The following is a 17070-nucleotide window of genomic DNA, read 5'->3' as shown; positions in this document are numbered from 1 at the left end:
TTAGGGCGGCGGGCCGGGGGGGGCCCCCCGCCCCCCCCCCTAACACCACACCCCCCCGGCCCGCCAGCGGGGGGCGGGGCGGCTTCGTCGGTCCCGCGGGGCCGTTACTTCTCCTGGCGCACCTCATTGCGGACCTTCGCGGTCTTCTCCGACAGCTGCTCCGCACTGAGCGCCTGCGCGACGGAGGCGCCGGACGGGTCGGGCTTGGCCTGGGAGTTGACGACGCCGACGGCGCTGCTGTCGGCCCAGATGCAGGTGGACGCCGTAATGGCGGCGGAGGCTCCTGCGGCCGATACCGTTGCCTTCTGCGTCCGGCACTTCAGCACGGCGCCGTCGAAGTCGTCGGGGGAGTACGAGCTGGTCGGCACCGTCGTCTCGATCGTCGCCTTCGACTTCTTCTGCTGCTCGTCGATCTTGGCGAAGAAGGCGTCCACCGCCGAATTCGGGTCCGCGACCTCGCCGTAGATGCCCGTGACGCCCAGGAGCTGATCGCCGGCGTTGGCGTAGGACCCCGTGACGGCCTTGCCGTTGGTGATCCCCATCGCCCGCAGTTCCTTGTCGTTGGAGAAGTCCTTGGAGCTCTCCGCCCCCGGCTGCTCGGGCGCCTTGGTGTACTCGCCGTTCACCAGCTTGTCCTTGAGGACGATGGTGTACGGCGGGACGCTGCCGCCCGAGCCGAACGCGAAGTACGCGCCCACGGCGATCGCCGCGACGACCGCCACGCCGCCGATGATCAGGCCGATCTTCTTGCCGCCGCCGGAGGACGGCGGCGGCCCCTGCGGGATCGCGCCGTAGGGGGTCTGCTGGCCGTACGGGGCCTGCTGCTGGCCGTAGGGGCCCGGCTGCTGCGGCTGGCCGTAGGGGCCCGGCTGCTGCGGCTGGCCGTAGGGGCCCGGCTGCTGCGGCTGGCCGTACGGTGCCTGCTGGGGCGCGCCCTGCTGGGGGTAGCCGTAGCCCTGCTGCGGGGGCACGGGGCCGCCCTGCTGCGGATAGCCGTAGCCGGGCTGCGGGGCCGGCTGCTGCGGCTGACCGTACGCTCCGGGCTGCTGCGGCTGCTGGCCGTACGGTCCGGGCGGCGGCTGGTTGAAGCTCATGGAGCGGTTCCCCTCGTGACTGCTGGCGGGGCAGGCCGTGTCCTGCCCCGACACATCCTGTACGACACCGCTGACAGTCGGTGCCCCGGGGGCGAAACCGATTCGAAGCTGCGACATCCTCGCCCGTACACTGTCGGTCGTGACCGAGAACACTCAGCAGAGCCACCACAGCGCCCCCGAACTGCCGACTCAGTACACGCCGGCCGACGTAGAGGGGCCGCTGTACGAGCGCTGGGTAGAGCGGGGCTACTTCACCGCCGACGCGAAGAGCGAGAAGCCCCCGTACACGATCGTCATCCCCCCGCCGAACGTCACCGGCTCGCTGCACCTGGGCCACGCCTTCGAGCACACGCTGATCGACGCCCTCACCCGCCGTAAGCGCATGCAGGGCTACGAGACGCTGTGGCAGCCCGGCATGGACCACGCGGGCATCGCGACGCAGAACGTCGTCGAGCGGGAGCTGGCCAAGGAGGGCAAGTCCCGCCACGACCTGGGCCGCGAGGCGTTCGTCGAGCGGGTCTGGCAGTGGAAGGCCGAGTCCGGCGGCCAGATCGCTGGGCAGATGCGGCGCCTGGGCACCGGCGTCGCCTGGGACCGCGACCGCTTCACCATGGACGAGGGCCTCTCCCGCGCCGTCCAGACCGTCTTCAAGAAGATGTTCGACGACGGCCTCATCTACCGCGCCGAGCGCATCATCAACTGGTGCCCGCGCTGCCTGACGGCCATCTCGGACATCGAGGTCGACTACCAGGACGACGACGGCGAGCTGGTCTCGCTGAAGTACGGCGAGGGCGAGGACACCGTCGTCGTCGCGACCACCCGCGCCGAGACGATGCTCGGTGACACCGCGGTCGCCGTCCACCCGGACGACGAGCGCTACGCCCACCTCATCGGCAAGCGGATCGTGCTGCCGCTGACCGGCCGCACCATCCCGGTCGTCGCGGACACGCACGTCGACCCGGAGTTCGGCACCGGTGCCGTCAAGGTCACGCCCGCCCACGACCCGAACGACTTCGCCATCGGCCTGCGCCACGACCTCGAATCGATCAAGGTCCTGGACGAGCGGGGCATCATCACCGCCCACGGCCCGTTCGAGGGACTCGACCGTTTCGAGGCGCGCTCGGCGATCGTCGCCGCGCTGCGCGCCGAGGGCCGGATCGTCGCCGAGAAGCGGCCGTACGTCCACTCGGTGGGCCACTGCTCGCGGTGCAAGACCACGCTGGAGCCGCGGCTGTCGCTCCAGTGGTGGGTGAAGGTGGAGACACTCGCCAAGGCGGCCGGCGACGCGGTCCGCGACGGGCGGGTGAACATCCACCCCGCCGACCTGACACAGCGCTACTTCGACTGGGTCGACAACCTCAACGACTGGTGCATCTCCCGGCAGCTGTGGTGGGGCCACCGCATCCCCGTCTGGCACGGCCCGAACGGCGAGACCGTGTGCGTCGGCCCCGACGAGCAGCCGCCGAGCGGCGAGGGCTGGGAGCAGGACACCGACGTGCTCGACACGTGGTTCTCCTCCGGTCTGTGGCCGTTCTCCACGCTGGGCTGGCCGGAGAAGACCGAGGACCTCGCGACGTTCTATCCGAACGCGACGCTGGTCACCGGGTACGACCTGATGTTCTTCTGGGTCGCCAGGATGATGATGTTCGGCCTGTACGCGATGGAGGAGGTGCCCTTCCGCACCGTCGCGTTCCACGGCATGGTCCGTGACGAGCACGGCAAGAAGATGTCGAAGTCGTTCGGCAACACCGTCAATCCGCTGGACTGGATGGACAAGTACGGCTCCGACGCCCTGCGGTTCACGCTCGCCCGCGGCGCCAACCCCGGCACCGACGTGCCGATCGGCGAGGACTGGGTCCAGGCGTCGCGGAACTTCGCCAACAAGATCTGGAACGCCGCCCGCTTCGCGATGATGAACGGCGCGACGATCGAGGGCCCGCTGCCCGCCGCCGAGCAGCTGTCGGCGACCGACCGCTGGATCCTCTCCCGCCTCAACGCCACCGTCGCCGACGTCAACGCGCTCTACGACGACTACCAGTTCGCGAAGCTCGCCGACGCCCTCTACCACTTCGCGTGGGACGAGGTCTTCGACTGGTACGTCGAGCTGTCGAAGACGACGTTCATGGCCGGTGGCGAGGGGGCGAAGGTCTCGGCGCGGGTCCTGGGCGAGGTCCTGGACGTCACGCTGCGGCTGCTGCACCCGATCGTGCCGTTCGTCACCGAGACGCTGTGGACGACGCTGACCGGCGGCGAGTCGCTGGTCGTCGCCGAGTGGCCGGCCGACTCCGGCTTCCGGGACACGGCGGCCGAGCAGGAGATCGCGCTGGTCCAGCAGGTCGTCACCGAGGTCCGCCGGTTCCGCTCCGACCAGGGCCTCCAGCCCGGCCAGAAGGTGCCCGCGCGGGTGGAGCTGGCCGGTACGGCGCTGGCGGCGCACGAGGCGGCCATGCGGTCGCTGCTGCGCCTCCAGCCCGCGGGGGAGGAGTTCAGCGCCACCGCGTCGCTGCCCGTCGCCGGTGCCACCGTCGCGCTGGACCTCTCCGGTGCGATCGACGTCGAGGCGGAGCGCAAGCGGCTGACGAAGGACCTGGCCGCCGCCGAGAAGGAGAAGGCGCAGGCCCTGGGCAAGCTCGGCAACGAGGCGTTCCTCGCCAAGGCGCCGGAGAAGGTCGTGGACAAGATCCGCGGCCGGCTGGAGACCGCCGAGGCGGACCTCGTCCGGATCACCGCTCAGCTGGCGGCGCTCCCGCAGGCATGACCGCACCCGGGGACTGCCCCGGGATGCACACCGCAGGCCCCTCGTCCGTACCGGCGGGGGGCCTGCGCCGTCCTCCCCGTTCGCGCACCGGCCAGAGCAGGACGTACGCCGTGGACACCGCCACGAAGCCCAGCCGGATCAGGCCGCGCGCCGCGTCGTCGGGGACGGCGAAGACGCTGCCGTAGAGGGTGAGCAGCGCCAGCCAGCTCCACCAGGGCACCAGCCGCCGCTGCCCGATGACGTCCCAGAGCAGCGTGCCCAGCAGCACCGACGCCGTGTAGTACGTGTAGACGCTCGGGTCGAGGACGATGCGGGCGTTGGCGCCGAGCAGCACCACGGCGGCCCAGCGGCCCCGCCACACCGCCAGCGAGCCGAGGGTCAGGCCCAGTACGGCCTGTGCGGGGCGGTCCCAACCGGGCGTCTCGGGGTCGCCGACGCCCAGCCAGCGCAGCGCGGACGCCGGGTGGTTGGGGATGGCGAAGCGCGCCGCGGCCGCCGTGTCGGGGGAGTCCAGGAAGAACGGCAGCCAGGCGACCGCGACCAGCGCCGCGCACCACAGCCCGGCCCGCAGCCACTGCCGCCGGGGGAGGGCCAGCAGCAGCGGCAGGAAGGCGAGGGCGGTGGGCTTGGCGTCCATCGCCAGCGCCAGGCAGACGCCGGTCGCGGCCGGGTTGCCGCGGGTCAGGAAGCGGACGGCGAGCGCGGTGAAGAAGAGCGCGAGAACGTCGTCGAGGTGGCCGAAGCGGACCGCGACCTCGATCCACATCGGGATGAACGCCAGCCCGGCGAACAGCACCCGCTGCCGTAGCCGCCGGTGGTTGGTGCCGGTTCCCAGGAAGTGCTCGGCGGCGCTGCGCCCGGCCAGCACGGTGATCACCAGGCCGAGCAGCGACATCAGGGCCGCGGCCAGGAACTGCCCGGTGGCCTCGGGGAACGGGTTGAAGACCCCGGCGGCCAGGAAGCTGACCGGCCCCATTTGGAGCTCGGGGTGGTGTGCGTAGAGGTTGAGGCCGCCGGTGCCGTCGCCGGCCGACCCCTGGTAGAGGAGTTCACCCCCGGCCCGCAGATAGTGCCAGGAAAAGCCGCCGTGCGGCTCCACCACCGCGAACCACAGCACCGTCCAGCCGGTGAGCAGCACCAAATGCATCCGCTGATGTGTCGGCGGCACGTTCTTCGCTCCCGTATTCCGTCCGCTCGTACCGGAAGGGGGCCCCGGAGGCCCCTCAGACGAAGAGGGAGTAATCGACGGAAACGTTCCCTGTCCGGGCCGAAAGGTCATTTTCATCGCGCTCTCATGAAGCCGGGTGACCCTGGGCGGGGCCGCCGGAGTTTCCGGAGGAACCGCCCGAACCGTGAGGAGCAGCGCCCGATCATGAACACACCTCTGCGCCGGGTCTCGGTCTTCTGCCTGGCGCTGATCGTCGCGCTGATGGGCTGGGTCACCTGGATCCAGGGCGCCAAGGCCGACACGTACCGCAGCGATCCGCACAATCCCCGGGTCGCCATAGAGAAATACGCCGCCCCGATGGGCAACATCCTCGTCGACGGGCAACCCGTCACCGGCTCCGCCAAGACCTCCGGGTCGCTGCGGTACAAGCGCACCTACACCGACGGCGCTCTCTACGCACCGGTCACCGGCTTCTCCTCGCAGGTCTACGGATCCACCCAGCTGGAGGCGCTCTACGGCGACCTCCTGGATGGCACCGACAGCCGCCTGCAGTCCCCGGCGGACGCGCTGACGCGACATCGCCCCAAGGGCGGCGACGTCGCCACCACCATCGACGCGTCGGTGCAGAAGGCCGGGTACAAGGCGCTCGGCGCCAAGAAGGGCGCGGCCGTCGCCCTCGACCCGGCGACCGGCAAGATCCTCGCGATGGTCAGCACGCCCTCGTACGACCCGGGGAAGTTCGCCGGATCGGATGACGCGGACGGCAAGGCGTGGCAGGCGATGAGTGACGATCCGGACAGCCCCGAGGTGAACCGCGCGCTGCGGCAGGCGCTGCCGCCCGGCTCCACCTTCAAGCTGGTCGTCGCGGCCGCCGCGCTGGAGAACGGGCTGTACTCCTCGGTCGACGAACCGACCCGCAGCCCCGACCCGTACACCCTGCCGCACACCCGCACCCGGCTGACCAACGAGAGCGCCTCGGCGCCGTGCGAGAACGCGGACATCCGCACCGCGCTCCAGTACTCCTGCAACACGGTCTTCGCGAAGATGGCCGCCGACCTGGGCAAGGACAAGGTCCGGGCGCAGGCGGAGAAGTTCGGGTTCAACGACGGGAAGATCGACACCCCGGTACGGAACGGCAAGAGCGTCTACCCGAAGGACATGGACGAGGCGCAGACCGCGCTCTCCGGCATCGGGCAGTTCGACGACCAGGCGACGCCGATGCAGATGGCGATGGTCGTCGCCGCCATCGCGAACGGCGGCGAGCTCAAGACCCCGCAGCTGGTCGACCGGCTCACCGACGGCTCCGGCAACACCCTGGAGAAGCCCGGCGCGAAGACGTACGGCCGGGCGATGTCGGCGGGCACCGCCGCGCAGCTGCGCTCCGCGATGCGCACCGTCGTCGACAAGGGCACCGGCACCAACGCCAAGATCGACGGCCTGACCGTCGGTGGCAAGACCGGCACCGCGCAGCACGGCGTCGACAACAGCGGTACCCCGTACGCGTGGTTCGTGTCGTACGCGCAGGACGCCCGGGGGCGTCAGGTGGCGGTCGCGGTGATGGTCGAGGACAGCGGCGCCACGCGCGACGAGGTTTCCGGCAACGGCCTCGCGGCACCGGTCGCCCGGGCGATGATGAAGGCGGCGCTGCGGTGAGCCGGGCGGGCCGGGTCCCGCCGGGGCCCCCCCCCCCCGCCCGGGGCGGGGGGGGGGGGCGGGGGGGGGGGGGCCCGGCGGGCCCCCCCCTGCGGGCCGGGCCGGGGGGGGGGGGCCGGTCCGGCGCGGCGGGCCGCGGAGGTGCGCCGGGCGGCGGGTCCGGGTGGCGGGCCCGGGACCTGCGGGGCGGCCACGGGCCGTGGTGCGGGCGAGACCGTTGTCAGGGGTGACTCGTAGACTGGTCGGCGTGAGCGAGAGCCCCCAGAACGACGACCCCGAGCCGACCGACGCCTTCGAGGAGATGGTCGACGCCCAGACCCGGCGCGACCCCGATCTCGCGGTGATCGAGGCCGGCAGCCGGACCCTGCGCGCGCAGGCCGGCCCCCCGCAGGGAGACGGCGTGCCGACCCGTCCCGAGGACCCCGAGACCGACCGTGCGCTGCGCGCGGTCGAGGAGGAGCTGGCGGGCCGCTGGGGGGAGACCAAGCTCGACCCGTCGGTGCAGCGCATCGAGGCGCTGCTGGACATCCTCGGCTCCCCGCACCGCGCCTACCCCGCCATCCACATCACCGGCACCAACGGCAAGACCAGCACCGCCCGGATGATCGAGGCGCTGCTCGGCGCGTTCGATCTGCGCACCGGCCGGTACACCAGCCCGCACGTCCAGTCCGTCACCGAGCGGATCAGCCTGGACGGTGCGCCGATCTCCGCCGAGCGCTTCATCGAGACGTACCGGGACATCGCGCCGTACATCGAGATGGTCGACGCCCAGCAGGAGTACCGGCTCTCGTTCTTCGAGGTGCTGACGGCGATGGCGTACGCCGCGTTCGCCGACGCCCCGGTGGACATCGCCGTCGTCGAGGTCGGCATGGGCGGCACCTGGGACGCGACCAACGTCATCGACGGCGATGTCGCGGTGATCACCCCCATCGCGCTGGACCACACCGACCGGCTGGGGGACACCCCCGAGAAGATCGCCGTCGAGAAGTCCGGGATCATCAAGAAGGACGCGACGGTCGTGCTGGCGCAGCAGCCGGTGGAGGCCGCGTCGGTGATGCTCAAGCGCGCGGTCGAGGTGGACGCCACCGTCGCCCGTGAGGGCATGGAGTTCGGCGTGCTCTCCCGCGAGGTCGCGGTCGGCGGGCAGATGCTGACGCTGCGCGGTCTGGGCGGCGAGTACCCGGACATCTTCCTGCCGCTGCACGGTGCCTATCAGGCGCACAACGCCGCGGTGGCGCTCGCCGCGGTCGAGGCGTTCTTCGGCATCGGCTCGGCGCACGCCCGCAGCCTGGACATCGACACCATCCGCAGGGCGTTCGCCTCCGTCGCGTCGCCGGGCCGGATGGAGGTCGTCCGCCGCAGCCCGACGGTGGTGCTGGACGCCGCGCACAACCCGGCGGGCGCCCGGGCGGCGGCCGAGTCGGTCACCGAGGCGTTCGATTTCAGTCGTCTGGTGGGCGTGGTCGGCGCCAGCGACGACAAGGACGTCCGGGGCTTCCTGGAGGCGTTCGAGCCGGTCTTCGCCGAGGTCGTGATCACCCGCAATTCCAGCCATCGCGCGATGGACCCGGACGCGCTGGCGGCGGTCGCCGTCGAGGTCTTCGGCAGCGAGCGGGTCCAGGTCGAGCCGCGGCTCGACGATGCCCTGGAGGCGGCGATCACCCTCGCCGAGGAAGAGGGCGAGTACTCCGGAGCCGGTGTGCTGGTCACCGGCTCGGTGATCACGGTCGGCGAGGCCCGGCTGCTGCTGGGGAGGCGTTGACGATGCGCACGCTCTGCGCGAGCACTCTGATCGGCGAGTTCTTCGTCATCGGCTTCGCCGGTCTGGTGGCGATGCGGCTCAACGACCTCCCGGCGGCCACGGTCTGGACGGTCAGCGGCATCGCGATGCTGCTGTGCGTCCTGCTGTGCGGCGCGCTGACCCGGCCGGGCGGCGTCCAGCTGGGCTGGGCCCTGCAGATAGCCCTGATCGCCAGCGGCTTCTTCGTCCCGACGATGTTCTTCCTCGGCGTGGTGTTCGCCGCGCTGTGGTGGGCGTCGGTGCACTACGGCCGGAAGATCGACGAGGCGAAGGCCCGCTGGGCGGCGACGGCCGAGGCGGAGGCGGAGGCGGCGTAGGGAGTGTCCGCCGGCGCCGCGGGGACGGGCGGCCCGGCCGGTGGCCGCGGGCGTCGCCCGCCCGCTCCCGCCCGCCGGGTTCCGGTCGCTTCCCTGTAGCCTCGCTTCACCGCATCCCGTTCTTTGCAAGGAGCCTTCTTCATGAGCCAGCGCACCCTCGTCCTCCTCAAGCCTGACGCGGTCCGTCGTGGCCTGGTCGGCGAGATCATCGGCCGGATCGAGCGGAAGGCCGGCTGGACGATCGGTGCCCTGGAGCTGCGCACCCTCGACCGCGCGATCCTGGAGCAGCATTACGCCGAGCATGTCGGCCGGGACTTCTATGAGCCGCTGGTTGCTTTCATGTCGTCCGGTCCGGTGGTTTCTCTCGTCGTCGAAGGTGAGCGGGTCATCGAGGGCGTCCGCGCGCTCGCCGGTCCCACCGACCCGATTACCGCACCGAGTGGGTCCATTCGTGGGGACTTCGGCACGATCACCCGGGAGAATCTGATCCACGCCTCGGATTCCGAAGAGTCCGCCGAACGGGAGATCAAGATTTTCTTTCCCGGCCTTTCCTGATACGTCATCACGCGTATGACGCTCGTGACCAGGGGCGACCGGTGAAATCACCGGTCGCCTCCTGGCATATGAGGCGCGTTCGGGGGAACGCGAAACGGCGACACGACGTCACCATTGAGGAAGGCGGGTGCGGGTACCGCCGACAATGGCGCAAGTGGCGCCCACCGCCGTGTTCGGGCGGGTGGCGCGACGAACTACGATGAAGCTTCCGCGCCACGGCGCATCACCTCCTGCCGACCTCCAGTAAGCATTCGCTCCAGTTGGGAAGGCCAGACGTATCCTCATGGGGAACAACATGTCGTTCATCGGCCGTGACATGGCTGTCGACCTCGGCACCGCCAACACGCTGGTGTACGTCAGGGGTCGCGGGATCGTGCTGAACGAGCCCTCGGTCGTGGCCATCAACACCAACACCGGCGGCATCCTCGCGGTGGGCGCCGAGGCGAAGAAGATGATCGGGCGCACGCCCGGCAACATCGTCGCTGTACGGCCCCTCAAGGACGGCGTCATCGCCGACTTCGAGATCACCGAGCGGATGCTCCGCTACTTCATCCTCAAGATCCACAAGCGGCGGTATCTGGCCCGCCCGCGGGTCGTGGTCTGCGTCCCCTCCGGCATCACCGGCGTCGAGCGCCGCGCCGTCATCGAGGCGTCGACGCAGGCGGGTGCGCGGCAGGTGCACATCATCGAGGAGCCGATGGCCGCCGCGATCGGTTCCGGTCTGCCGGTCCATGAGGCCACCGGCAACATGGTCGTCGACATCGGCGGCGGCACCACCGAGGTCGCCGTCATCTCGCTCGGCGGCATCGTCACGGCCCAGTCCATCCGCGTCGCCGGTGACGAGCTGGACAACGCGATCATCCAGCACATCAAGAAGGAGTACAGCCTTCTGCTGGGCGAGCGGACCGCCGAGAGCATCAAGCTCACCATCGGGTCGGCGTACGACCTGGAGCAGGACGAGCACACCGAGATCCGCGGCCGCGACCTGGTCTCCGGCCTGCCGAAGACCGTCGTCATCTCCGCGGCCGAGGTCCGCAAGGCCATCGAGGAGCCCGTCAACTCCATCGTCGACGCGGTCAAGACGACCCTCGACAAGTGCCCGCCGGAGCTGTCCGGCGACGTCATGGACCGCGGCATCGTCCTCACCGGCGGCGGCGCCCTGCTCCGCGGCCTCGACGAGCGGCTGCGCCGCGAGACCGGTATGCCCATCCACATCGCCGAGGACCCGCTCGACTCCGTCGCGCTCGGCTCCGGCAAGTGCGTCGAGGAGTTCGAGGCGCTCCAGCAGGTCCTCGACTCCCAGCCGCGCAGGTAACCCGACCGGACCGTCCGGGCCGCGGACGCCCTGCGGCGTCCGTGCCGGGCGGGCACCATGGCGGAGGGCCGCCCCCTTCTTCCGGCGGTCCGCTGATATACAGGCACCACCCCGGGACGGGCATCGCCCGGCCCCCGGGCATCGCCCCAACCTCCCGGAAAAACCGGTGAACTGACCGCACATCACCAGTCACCGCACACACAGGCACAACGCTCAGCACTCCCGAACGAGACCGGCGCGGGCCCGCAGCCGGCCGGTCCTACGAGGAAGGACACGGCCGCCGCACGTGAGGGACACACGAGAGAGCCGGCTGCTACTTGTGCTGCTGGTCGCCATCGCGTTCGCGCTGATCACGGTGGACATCCGCGGTGGCGAACAGTCCCCGCTCGACGGTGCCCGCCAGGCCGCCGCCTCCGCCTTCGGCCCCGTCGAGAACGGGGTCGCCGGAGCGGTCAACCCGATCGGCAACGCCATCGGCGCGGTACGCGACTCGGGCGAACGGCACACCAGAATCGCCGCGCTGGAACGCGAGAACGCCACCCTGAAGGCCAAGCTCGGTTCGTCCGACCGCAACCGCAACCGCGCCGCCGAGCTGGACAAGATGCTCAAGACCGCCGGTGCCGGGCAGTACGGCATCAAGGGCGCCCAGGTCATCGCCATCGGCGCGGCCCAGGGCTTCTCCTGGACGGTCACCATCGACGCGGGCAGCCGCGACGGCATCGCCCGCGACATGACGGTGCTCAACGGCGACGGGCTCGTCGGCCGCGTCACCACCGTCGGCACCTCCACCGCCACCATCCTGCTCGCCAACGACCCGGACTTCACCGTCGGCACCCGGATGGAGAAGACCAACGAGATCGGGTTCGCGTCCGGTCAGGGCGGCCGGGCGATGCGGGTGCAGCTCCTCAACGGCAAGGCGGCGGTGAAGAAGGGCGACCGGATGGTCACCTTCGGCTCCAGCAAGGACAAGCCGTTCGTGCCCGGTGTGCCGGTCGGCCGCGTCGTCAAGGTCGAGCCGTCCAACGGCGATCTGACCCGCACGGTCCAGGTCAGCACCTACGTCGCCTTCTCCCAGCTCGATGTCGTCGGCGTGGTCGTCCAGCCGCCGCGCCAGGACCCGCGCGACAGCGTGCTGCCGCGCCCGCCGGCGAAGCCACGGCCGACGCCCACGGTCACGGTCACCGCCACACCCTCCGACGGCGAATACCCAGGAGCTGACTGATGCGCATCTACCGGATCCTGCTGACCGTCCCGCTCGTGCTCGTCGCCCTGGTCCTTCAGGTCAGCGTCCTGGCCCGGCTCCAACTCCCCGGCGCCGTACCGGATCTGCTGCTGCTCGTCGTCGTCGGTCTCGCGCTGGTGTACGGGCACGTCGGCGGCTCCCTCGTCGGCTTCGCCGCCGGACTCCTCGCCGACCTCGCGCCCCCCTCCGACCACGCCATCGGCCGCTACGCCCTGGTGCTCTGCGTCGTCGGGTACGCCGCGGGCCTGACCCGCCCGGAGAACGGCCGCCACCGCTCGGCGACCGTCCCGCTGCTCGCCGTCCTCGGCGCCGCCGTCGTCTCCACGCTGCTCTACGCGGGCGTCGGCGCGCTGGTCGGCGACACCACCGCCCGGCACGTCGGCGTCGGCGGTCTGGTCCTCAGCGCCACCGTCTACGACCTGCTGCTCGCCCCGTTCATCGTCCCCGGCGTGATGGCGCTCGCCCGCCGCCTGGAGGGCGAGCCGCTGACCAGCGACGGCCCCGGCAGCCCGAGCGGCGCGGTCGCCGGGCGGGAGCCCGCGTACGGCTGGATGACCACCGGCACCGGCCTCAAGGCGTCCCGCGGCGGCATGAAGGCCGGGCGGGCGCCGAAGCCGGCCCGGACCTCCCGGGGCGGCCTCCTCGGCCGGTCCGCGCGGAACAAGGCCGCCCGCATCAAGGGGGTCAAGCGGCTGTGACCGACCGACTGCCGCGCGTCCGGGCCGAGCTGCGGAGGGGCCATGAGCAACATTCCTGAGACCGGCCGGACCACCCGGGTCACGGCCCGGCTCGTCGCGATCCAGATCCTCGTCTTCTCCCTGCTGCTCACCCTCGGCGGCCGCCTCTGGTACCTCCAGATCCGCAACGGCCAGGATTACGCGAGCAAGGCCCGCAGCAACCACGTCCAGCAGGTCGTCGACCCGGCCACCCGCGGTTCGATCCTCGACGCCCGCGGGGTGCCGCTCGCCGACAACGAGACCCGGCTGGTGGTCTCCGCCAGCCGCACCGAGCTGCTGAGGATGAAGGACGACGGCAAGGCCGTCCTCGGCCGCCTCTCCGACGTCCTCGGCATCCCCGAGCAGGAGATCCGCAACAAGGTCCGCCTCTGCGACGCGAAGACCCCGCAGCCGTGCTGGAACGGCTCGCCGTACCAGCCCATCCCGATCACCGACAAGGCCACCACCCAGCAGGCCCTCCAGATCCGCGAGCGCTCCGAGGACTTCCCCGGCATCAGCGCCGAGCCGACCGCCGTCCGCCGCTATGCCGCCCCGGCGAAGGCGGAGACCGCGCAGGTCCTCGGCTATCTCTCGCCCGTCACCGACGAGGAGATCAAGAAGGCCGAGCGCACCCGCTCGCCGCTGCTGCGCTCGGACCAGATCGGCCGCTCCGGCCTGGAGCGGACATACGACAGCGCGCTGCGCGGCAAGGCCGGGGTCACCCGCTACGAGGTCGACAACCTCGGCCGGGTCATCGGCAAGGGCCACAGCGATCCGGCCGTCCCCGGCGCCAACGTCATCACCAGCATCGACGCCCGGGTACAGGCGGTGGCGGAGAAGGAGCTGTACCAGGCGATGAAGGACGCCCGCCTGGAGCACGACAAGAACACCGGCACCAACTACAAGGCGGACGCCGGTGCCGTCGTCGTCATGGAGGCGAAGACCGGCCGCGTCGTCGCGATGGCGTCCAACCCCTCGTACGACCCGAACGCCTGGGTCGGCGGGATCTCCGGCAAGGACTACGCCAAGCTCACCGGCAAGAAGTCCAACTACCCGCTGCTCAACCGCGCCACCCAGGGGCAGGCGGCGCCCGGCTCGATCTTCAAGGTCATCTCGACCACCGCCGCCGTCAACGCGGGCTACCCGTTCAACGGGCGCTACCCCTGCACCAGCTCGTTCAACATCGGCAGCCAGGTCTTCAAGAACTTCGAGTCGGAGAACTTCGGCCCGATCAGCCTCGGCCGCGCGCTGGAGGTCTCCTGCGACACGGTCTTCTACCACATCGCCTACGACCAGTGGAAGAAGGACGGCGGCAACAGCCCCAAGAACCCCGCCGACTGGTTCTACAAGACGGCCCATCAGTTCGGCCTCGGCAAGAAGACCGGCATCGATCTGCCGGACGAGGTCAGCGGCCGGGTCCCGGACCGCCGCTGGAAGAAGGACTACTGGGAGGCGAACAAGACCGGCTGGTGCGCCCAGGGCAAGAACGCCGACGACTACGTCTCCAAGATCGCCAAGGAGAACTGCGAGTCCGGCATGAAGATGCGCGCCGGTGACTCCGTCAACTACTCCATCGGCCAGGGCGACACCCTCGTCACCCCGATCCAGATGGCGACGATCTATGCCGCGCTCTCCAACGGCGGCACGCTCCACGACCCGACCCTCGGCAAGGCGATCGTCAGCCCCGACGGCAAGAGCATCGAGAAGATCACGCCGAAGGCGCACGGCAAGCTGCCCGACAGCCCGCAGACGCTCCAGCAGATCGACGCGGCGCTCGCCGGCGTCGCCACCCGCGGCACCGCCGCCTGGCGCTTCCAGGGCTGGCCGCAGGAGAAGATCCCGATGCACGCCAAGACCGGTACCGCCGAGGTCTACGGCAAGCAGACGACCTCGTGGTTCGCGACGTACACCAAGGACTACTCCATCGTCATGACCATCTCCCAGGGTGGTACCGGCTCCGGTGCCTCGGGACCGGCCGTCCGCAAGATCTACAACGCGCTCTACGGCGTCGACGACAGCGGCGGGATCGACAAGAAGTCCGCGCTGCTCCCGGCCCCGGAGGCGTCGCTGCCGGTCATCGAACGCGACGGCACGATCCAGGCGCAGCCCGTCGAACCCCTGGAGAACGCTGACGACCCGTCGGCGGACGAAGCGGACCAGGGAGCGGAGGAAGAGTGACGACGAGTCCCACCTCCCGGATGTTCAACGTCCGGCGGTACGCCCCCGAGGCCGGCGCCTGGGGCAAGCTGATGGACCGTGACTCGGCGGTCCGCAAGCTCGACTGGCCGCTGTTGCTGTCCTGTCTGGCGCTGTCGCTGCTCGGCTCGCTGCTGATCTTCTCCGCGACCCGCAACCGCATGGAGCTGAACCACGGCGACCCGTACTACTTCTTCCTGCGGCACCTGATGAACACCGGCATCGGCCTGGCGCTGGCCGCCGGGACCGTCTGGCTCGGCCACCGCACGCTGCGCGGCGCCATCCCGGTGCTCTTCGGCGCGTCGGTGGTGCTGGCGCTGCTGGTGCTGACGCCGATCGGCGCCACCATCAACGGCTCGCGGTCCTGGCTGGCGATCCCCGGCGGTTTCTCGTTGCAGCCCGCCGAGTTCGCCAAGATCACCATCACGCTGGGGATGGCGATGATCCTCGCCTCCCGGGTCGACGCGGGCGACACCCCGCACCCCGACCACCGGACCGTCGTCCAGGCGCTCGGCCTCGCCGCCGTGCCCGTCCTGGTCATCCTGCTGATGCCGGACCTCGGATCGATCATGGTGCTGGGCGCCATCATCCTCGGCGTGCTGCTCGCCTCCGGGGCTTCCAACCGCTGGATCCTCGGCCTGCTGGGCACCGGCGTCGTCGGGTGCCTCGCGATCTGGCAGCTCAATCTCCTCGACGAGTACCAGATCGCCCGCTTCGCCGCGTTCGCCAACCCGAGCCTGGACCCGGCGGGCGTCGGCTACAACACCAACCAGGCGCGCATCGCCATCGGCGGCGGCGGGCTCACCGGCTCCGGTCTCTTCCACGGCAGCCAGACCACCGGCCAGTTCGTCCCCGAGCAGCAGACCGACTTCATCTTCACCGTCGCCGGTGAGGAGCTGGGCTTCCTCGGCGCGGGCCTGATCATCGTCCTGCTGGGCATCGTGATGTGGCGCGCCTGCCGCATTGCCCGGGAGACGACGGAGCTGTACGGCACGATCGTCGCCGCCGGGATCATCGCGTGGTTCGCGTTCCAGGCGTTCGAGAACATCGGCATGACGCTCGGCATCATGCCGGTCACCGGTCTGCCGCTGCCGTTCGTCTCCTACGGCGGTACGTCGATGTTCGCCGTCTGGATCGCCATAGGGCTGCTGCAGTCCATCCGGGTGGAGCGGCCGGTGTCGGCCTCCCGCTGACGCCCCGGGCGCGGGGCCAGCAGCGCGAACCAGAGCCCGGCGGGGCGGTCCGTCCCGCCGGGCTCCGCCATGCCCCAGGCGTCGGCGAGGGCGCCGAACAGCAGGCCGGAGAGGTCCGCGGCGCCGTCGTGGCCGGTCCGGGGCGCGGGGCCGCCGGGCCCGCCGTGGACGCTGACCCGCACCCCGGCCGGTCCGTCCCCGGTCACCACGTGCACCAGCACATCGGGTGCGCCGTCCGTGAGCGGGTGTGCCCGGGTGACCGCCTCGGAGGTGAGCAGGACGGCGGTGTCCCGCAGCGGCTCGGCCGGGGTGCCGCGCAGCACGGCACGGACGAAGTCACGGGCGGCGCGGGCGGCGGCCGGGCCGCTCGGCGCGATCAGCAGATGCGGGCGGGTACCGGTCGCGGCGCGGTCCGGCGGGTGGGCACCGGTGGTGCGGGGCGGGTGCACGGGTTCTCCCTTCCCGGGAGGTCGGCCGCCGGGGGCCGCGCGGGCACCGGCGGACGGACGGCATCGGGCGGGCCGGACGAGGGCACAGGGGCGTCTTCCCGGTCTCCGCGGGGCCGTGGCCTGATCCACGAAGATCGAAAAGACACCCCCTGGGGCCCTCCGCCTCCGGCCCTCGCACACCGTAATTCAGGGTGCGCGGAGCGTTCCCGGTCCTGGCGGGCGCGCCGTCGTCAGGTGGGGCGCACGGTGGTGCGGAACGGTGGCGCACGGTGGCAAGCGCGCCGGTGCCCGCCCGCCCCGGCGCGGGGGCGCCGCGCTCTCCGGGGCGCGGCCCGGGGGCCAGGGCCGGGCGCGGCCCCGGGCCGTTCGCGACGCGTCCGCCCGTCGACCGCGGCGCCGCGCAGGGCACATGCCGGGCCGAGGTTCTAGATTCGAGGTATGGCGCGCACCGTGCGGGAGACCGAGCGGAAGTACGACGCCGCCGACGGCGTCCGGCTCCCGGATCCGGCCGTGGGGGGCGGGCGGCGCCCCCGGGGCGCCGCCGGGGCGGCGCGGCCCCGGCGGCCCGGCGTCGCCGGTGGGGTTAAAAAAATAACCACGCCCAGCGCACCG

At 71.4% G+C, this 17070-nt stretch carries 13 protein-coding genes; 10 read left to right on the top strand and 3 right to left on the bottom strand.

Annotation, left to right across the window (positions count from 1 at the left end):
* Window positions 1-104 precede the first annotated feature (104 nt).
* Window positions 105-1094, bottom strand: a complete 990-nt coding sequence (locus ACFWWQ_RS16640) for a hypothetical protein (RefSeq protein WP_384596654.1) — start codon at window positions 1092-1094, stop codon at window positions 105-107.
* A gap of 139 nt (window positions 1095-1233) precedes the next feature.
* On the opposite strand from ACFWWQ_RS16640, the gene ACFWWQ_RS16635 reads away from it, so the two are divergent.
* The gene (locus ACFWWQ_RS16635; protein WP_384596652.1) at window positions 1234-3852 is read left to right on the top strand and encodes a valine--tRNA ligase; all 2619 of its coding nucleotides are present in this window, start codon (window positions 1234-1236) and stop codon (window positions 3850-3852) included.
* On the opposite strand, the gene ACFWWQ_RS16630 is transcribed toward ACFWWQ_RS16635, so the two are convergent.
* The gene (locus ACFWWQ_RS16630; protein ID WP_384596750.1) at window positions 3818-4999 is read right to left on the bottom strand and encodes a hypothetical protein; all 1182 of its coding nucleotides are present in this window, start codon (window positions 4997-4999) and stop codon (window positions 3818-3820) included. The two genes, ACFWWQ_RS16635 and ACFWWQ_RS16630, sit on opposite strands and share 35 nt — an antisense overlap.
* A gap of 225 nt (window positions 5000-5224) precedes the next feature.
* Here ACFWWQ_RS16630 and ACFWWQ_RS16625 point away from each other — a divergent pair, with 225 nt between their 5' ends.
* The 9 genes from ACFWWQ_RS16625 to rodA all read left to right on the top strand — a co-directional run bounded on the left by ACFWWQ_RS16625 (window position 5225) and on the right by rodA (window position 16009).
* Window positions 5225-6673 carry a peptidoglycan D,D-transpeptidase FtsI family protein gene (locus tag ACFWWQ_RS16625; protein WP_384596650.1) on the top strand — a complete coding sequence of 483 codons (1449 nt, stop codon included), beginning with the start codon at window positions 5225-5227 and terminating at the stop codon, window positions 6671-6673.
* A gap of 247 nt (window positions 6674-6920) precedes the next feature.
* Window positions 6921-8435: a bifunctional folylpolyglutamate synthase/dihydrofolate synthase gene (locus ACFWWQ_RS16620; protein ID WP_384596648.1), complete on the top strand. Its 1515-nt coding sequence runs from the start codon at window positions 6921-6923 to the stop codon at window positions 8433-8435.
* 2 nt (window positions 8436-8437) lie between these two features.
* Window positions 8438-8791 carry a DUF4233 domain-containing protein gene (locus tag ACFWWQ_RS16615; protein WP_384596646.1) on the top strand — a complete coding sequence of 118 codons (354 nt, stop codon included), beginning with the start codon at window positions 8438-8440 and terminating at the stop codon, window positions 8789-8791.
* Between the two features lie 141 nt (window positions 8792-8932).
* Window positions 8933-9346 (top strand): nucleoside-diphosphate kinase, encoded by a 414-nt coding sequence (ndk, locus tag ACFWWQ_RS16610; protein WP_384596644.1) that lies wholly within the window; start codon window positions 8933-8935, stop codon window positions 9344-9346.
* 295 nt (window positions 9347-9641) lie between these two features.
* Complete coding sequence (locus tag ACFWWQ_RS16605) at window positions 9642-10661, top strand: rod shape-determining protein (RefSeq protein WP_143940914.1); 1020 nt, start codon at window positions 9642-9644, stop codon at window positions 10659-10661.
* Between the two features lie 286 nt (window positions 10662-10947).
* Window positions 10948-11883, top strand: a complete 936-nt coding sequence (gene mreC / locus ACFWWQ_RS16600) for a rod shape-determining protein MreC (protein ID WP_384596642.1) — start codon at window positions 10948-10950, stop codon at window positions 11881-11883.
* Window positions 11883-12602 (top strand): rod shape-determining protein MreD, encoded by a 720-nt coding sequence (gene mreD, locus ACFWWQ_RS16595; RefSeq protein WP_384596640.1) that lies wholly within the window; start codon window positions 11883-11885, stop codon window positions 12600-12602. The genes mreC and mreD overlap by 1 nt, the downstream gene beginning before the upstream one ends.
* Before the next feature lie 42 nt (window positions 12603-12644).
* On the top strand, window positions 12645-14798 hold the full coding sequence (gene mrdA, locus ACFWWQ_RS16590; RefSeq protein ID WP_384596638.1) for a penicillin-binding protein 2: 2154 nt from the start codon (window positions 12645-12647) through the stop codon (window positions 14796-14798).
* A 20-nt stretch (window positions 14799-14818) separates the two neighbouring features.
* Window positions 14819-16009 carry a rod shape-determining protein RodA gene (gene rodA / locus ACFWWQ_RS16585; RefSeq protein ID WP_384596747.1) on the top strand — a complete coding sequence of 397 codons (1191 nt, stop codon included), beginning with the start codon at window positions 14819-14821 and terminating at the stop codon, window positions 16007-16009.
* On the opposite strand, the gene ACFWWQ_RS16580 is transcribed toward rodA, so the two are convergent.
* Window positions 15919-16458, bottom strand: a complete 540-nt coding sequence (locus ACFWWQ_RS16580) for an ATP-binding protein (RefSeq protein ID WP_384596636.1) — start codon at window positions 16456-16458, stop codon at window positions 15919-15921. The genes rodA and ACFWWQ_RS16580 overlap by 91 nt on opposite strands.
* Window positions 16459-17070: the final 612 nt, after the last annotated feature.

The sequence above is a fragment of the Streptomyces sp. NPDC059080 genome, assembly GCF_042739975.1.
GTDB classification, from domain to species: domain Bacteria; phylum Actinomycetota; class Actinomycetes; order Streptomycetales; family Streptomycetaceae; genus Streptomyces; species Streptomyces benahoarensis.
The sequence above is the reverse complement of the archived record's forward strand: the minus strand, read 5'-3'. Positions and strand labels throughout refer to the sequence as shown.

Bases quoted from the DNA above. Each gene is read 5' to 3' on its own strand.
- ACFWWQ_RS16640 (WP_384596654.1), bottom strand. From the start codon at position 1,094: ATGAGCTTCAACCAGCCGCCGCCCGGACCGTACGGCCAGCAGCCGCAG.
- ACFWWQ_RS16630 (WP_384596750.1), bottom strand. From the start codon at position 4,999: ATGCATTTGGTGCTGCTCACCGGCTGGACGGTGCTGTGGTTCGCGGTG.
- ACFWWQ_RS16625 (WP_384596650.1), top strand. From the start codon at position 5,225: ATGAACACACCTCTGCGCCGGGTCTCGGTCTTCTGCCTGGCGCTGATC.
- ACFWWQ_RS16615 (WP_384596646.1), top strand. From the start codon at position 8,438: ATGCGCACGCTCTGCGCGAGCACTCTGATCGGCGAGTTCTTCGTCATC.
- ndk (WP_384596644.1), top strand. From the start codon at position 8,933: ATGAGCCAGCGCACCCTCGTCCTCCTCAAGCCTGACGCGGTCCGTCGT.
- ACFWWQ_RS16605 (WP_143940914.1), top strand. From the start codon at position 9,642: ATGTCGTTCATCGGCCGTGACATGGCTGTCGACCTCGGCACCGCCAAC.
- mreD (WP_384596640.1), top strand. From the start codon at position 11,883: ATGCGCATCTACCGGATCCTGCTGACCGTCCCGCTCGTGCTCGTCGCC.
- mrdA (WP_384596638.1), top strand. From the start codon at position 12,645: ATGAGCAACATTCCTGAGACCGGCCGGACCACCCGGGTCACGGCCCGG.
- rodA (WP_384596747.1), top strand. From the start codon at position 14,819: ATGTTCAACGTCCGGCGGTACGCCCCCGAGGCCGGCGCCTGGGGCAAG.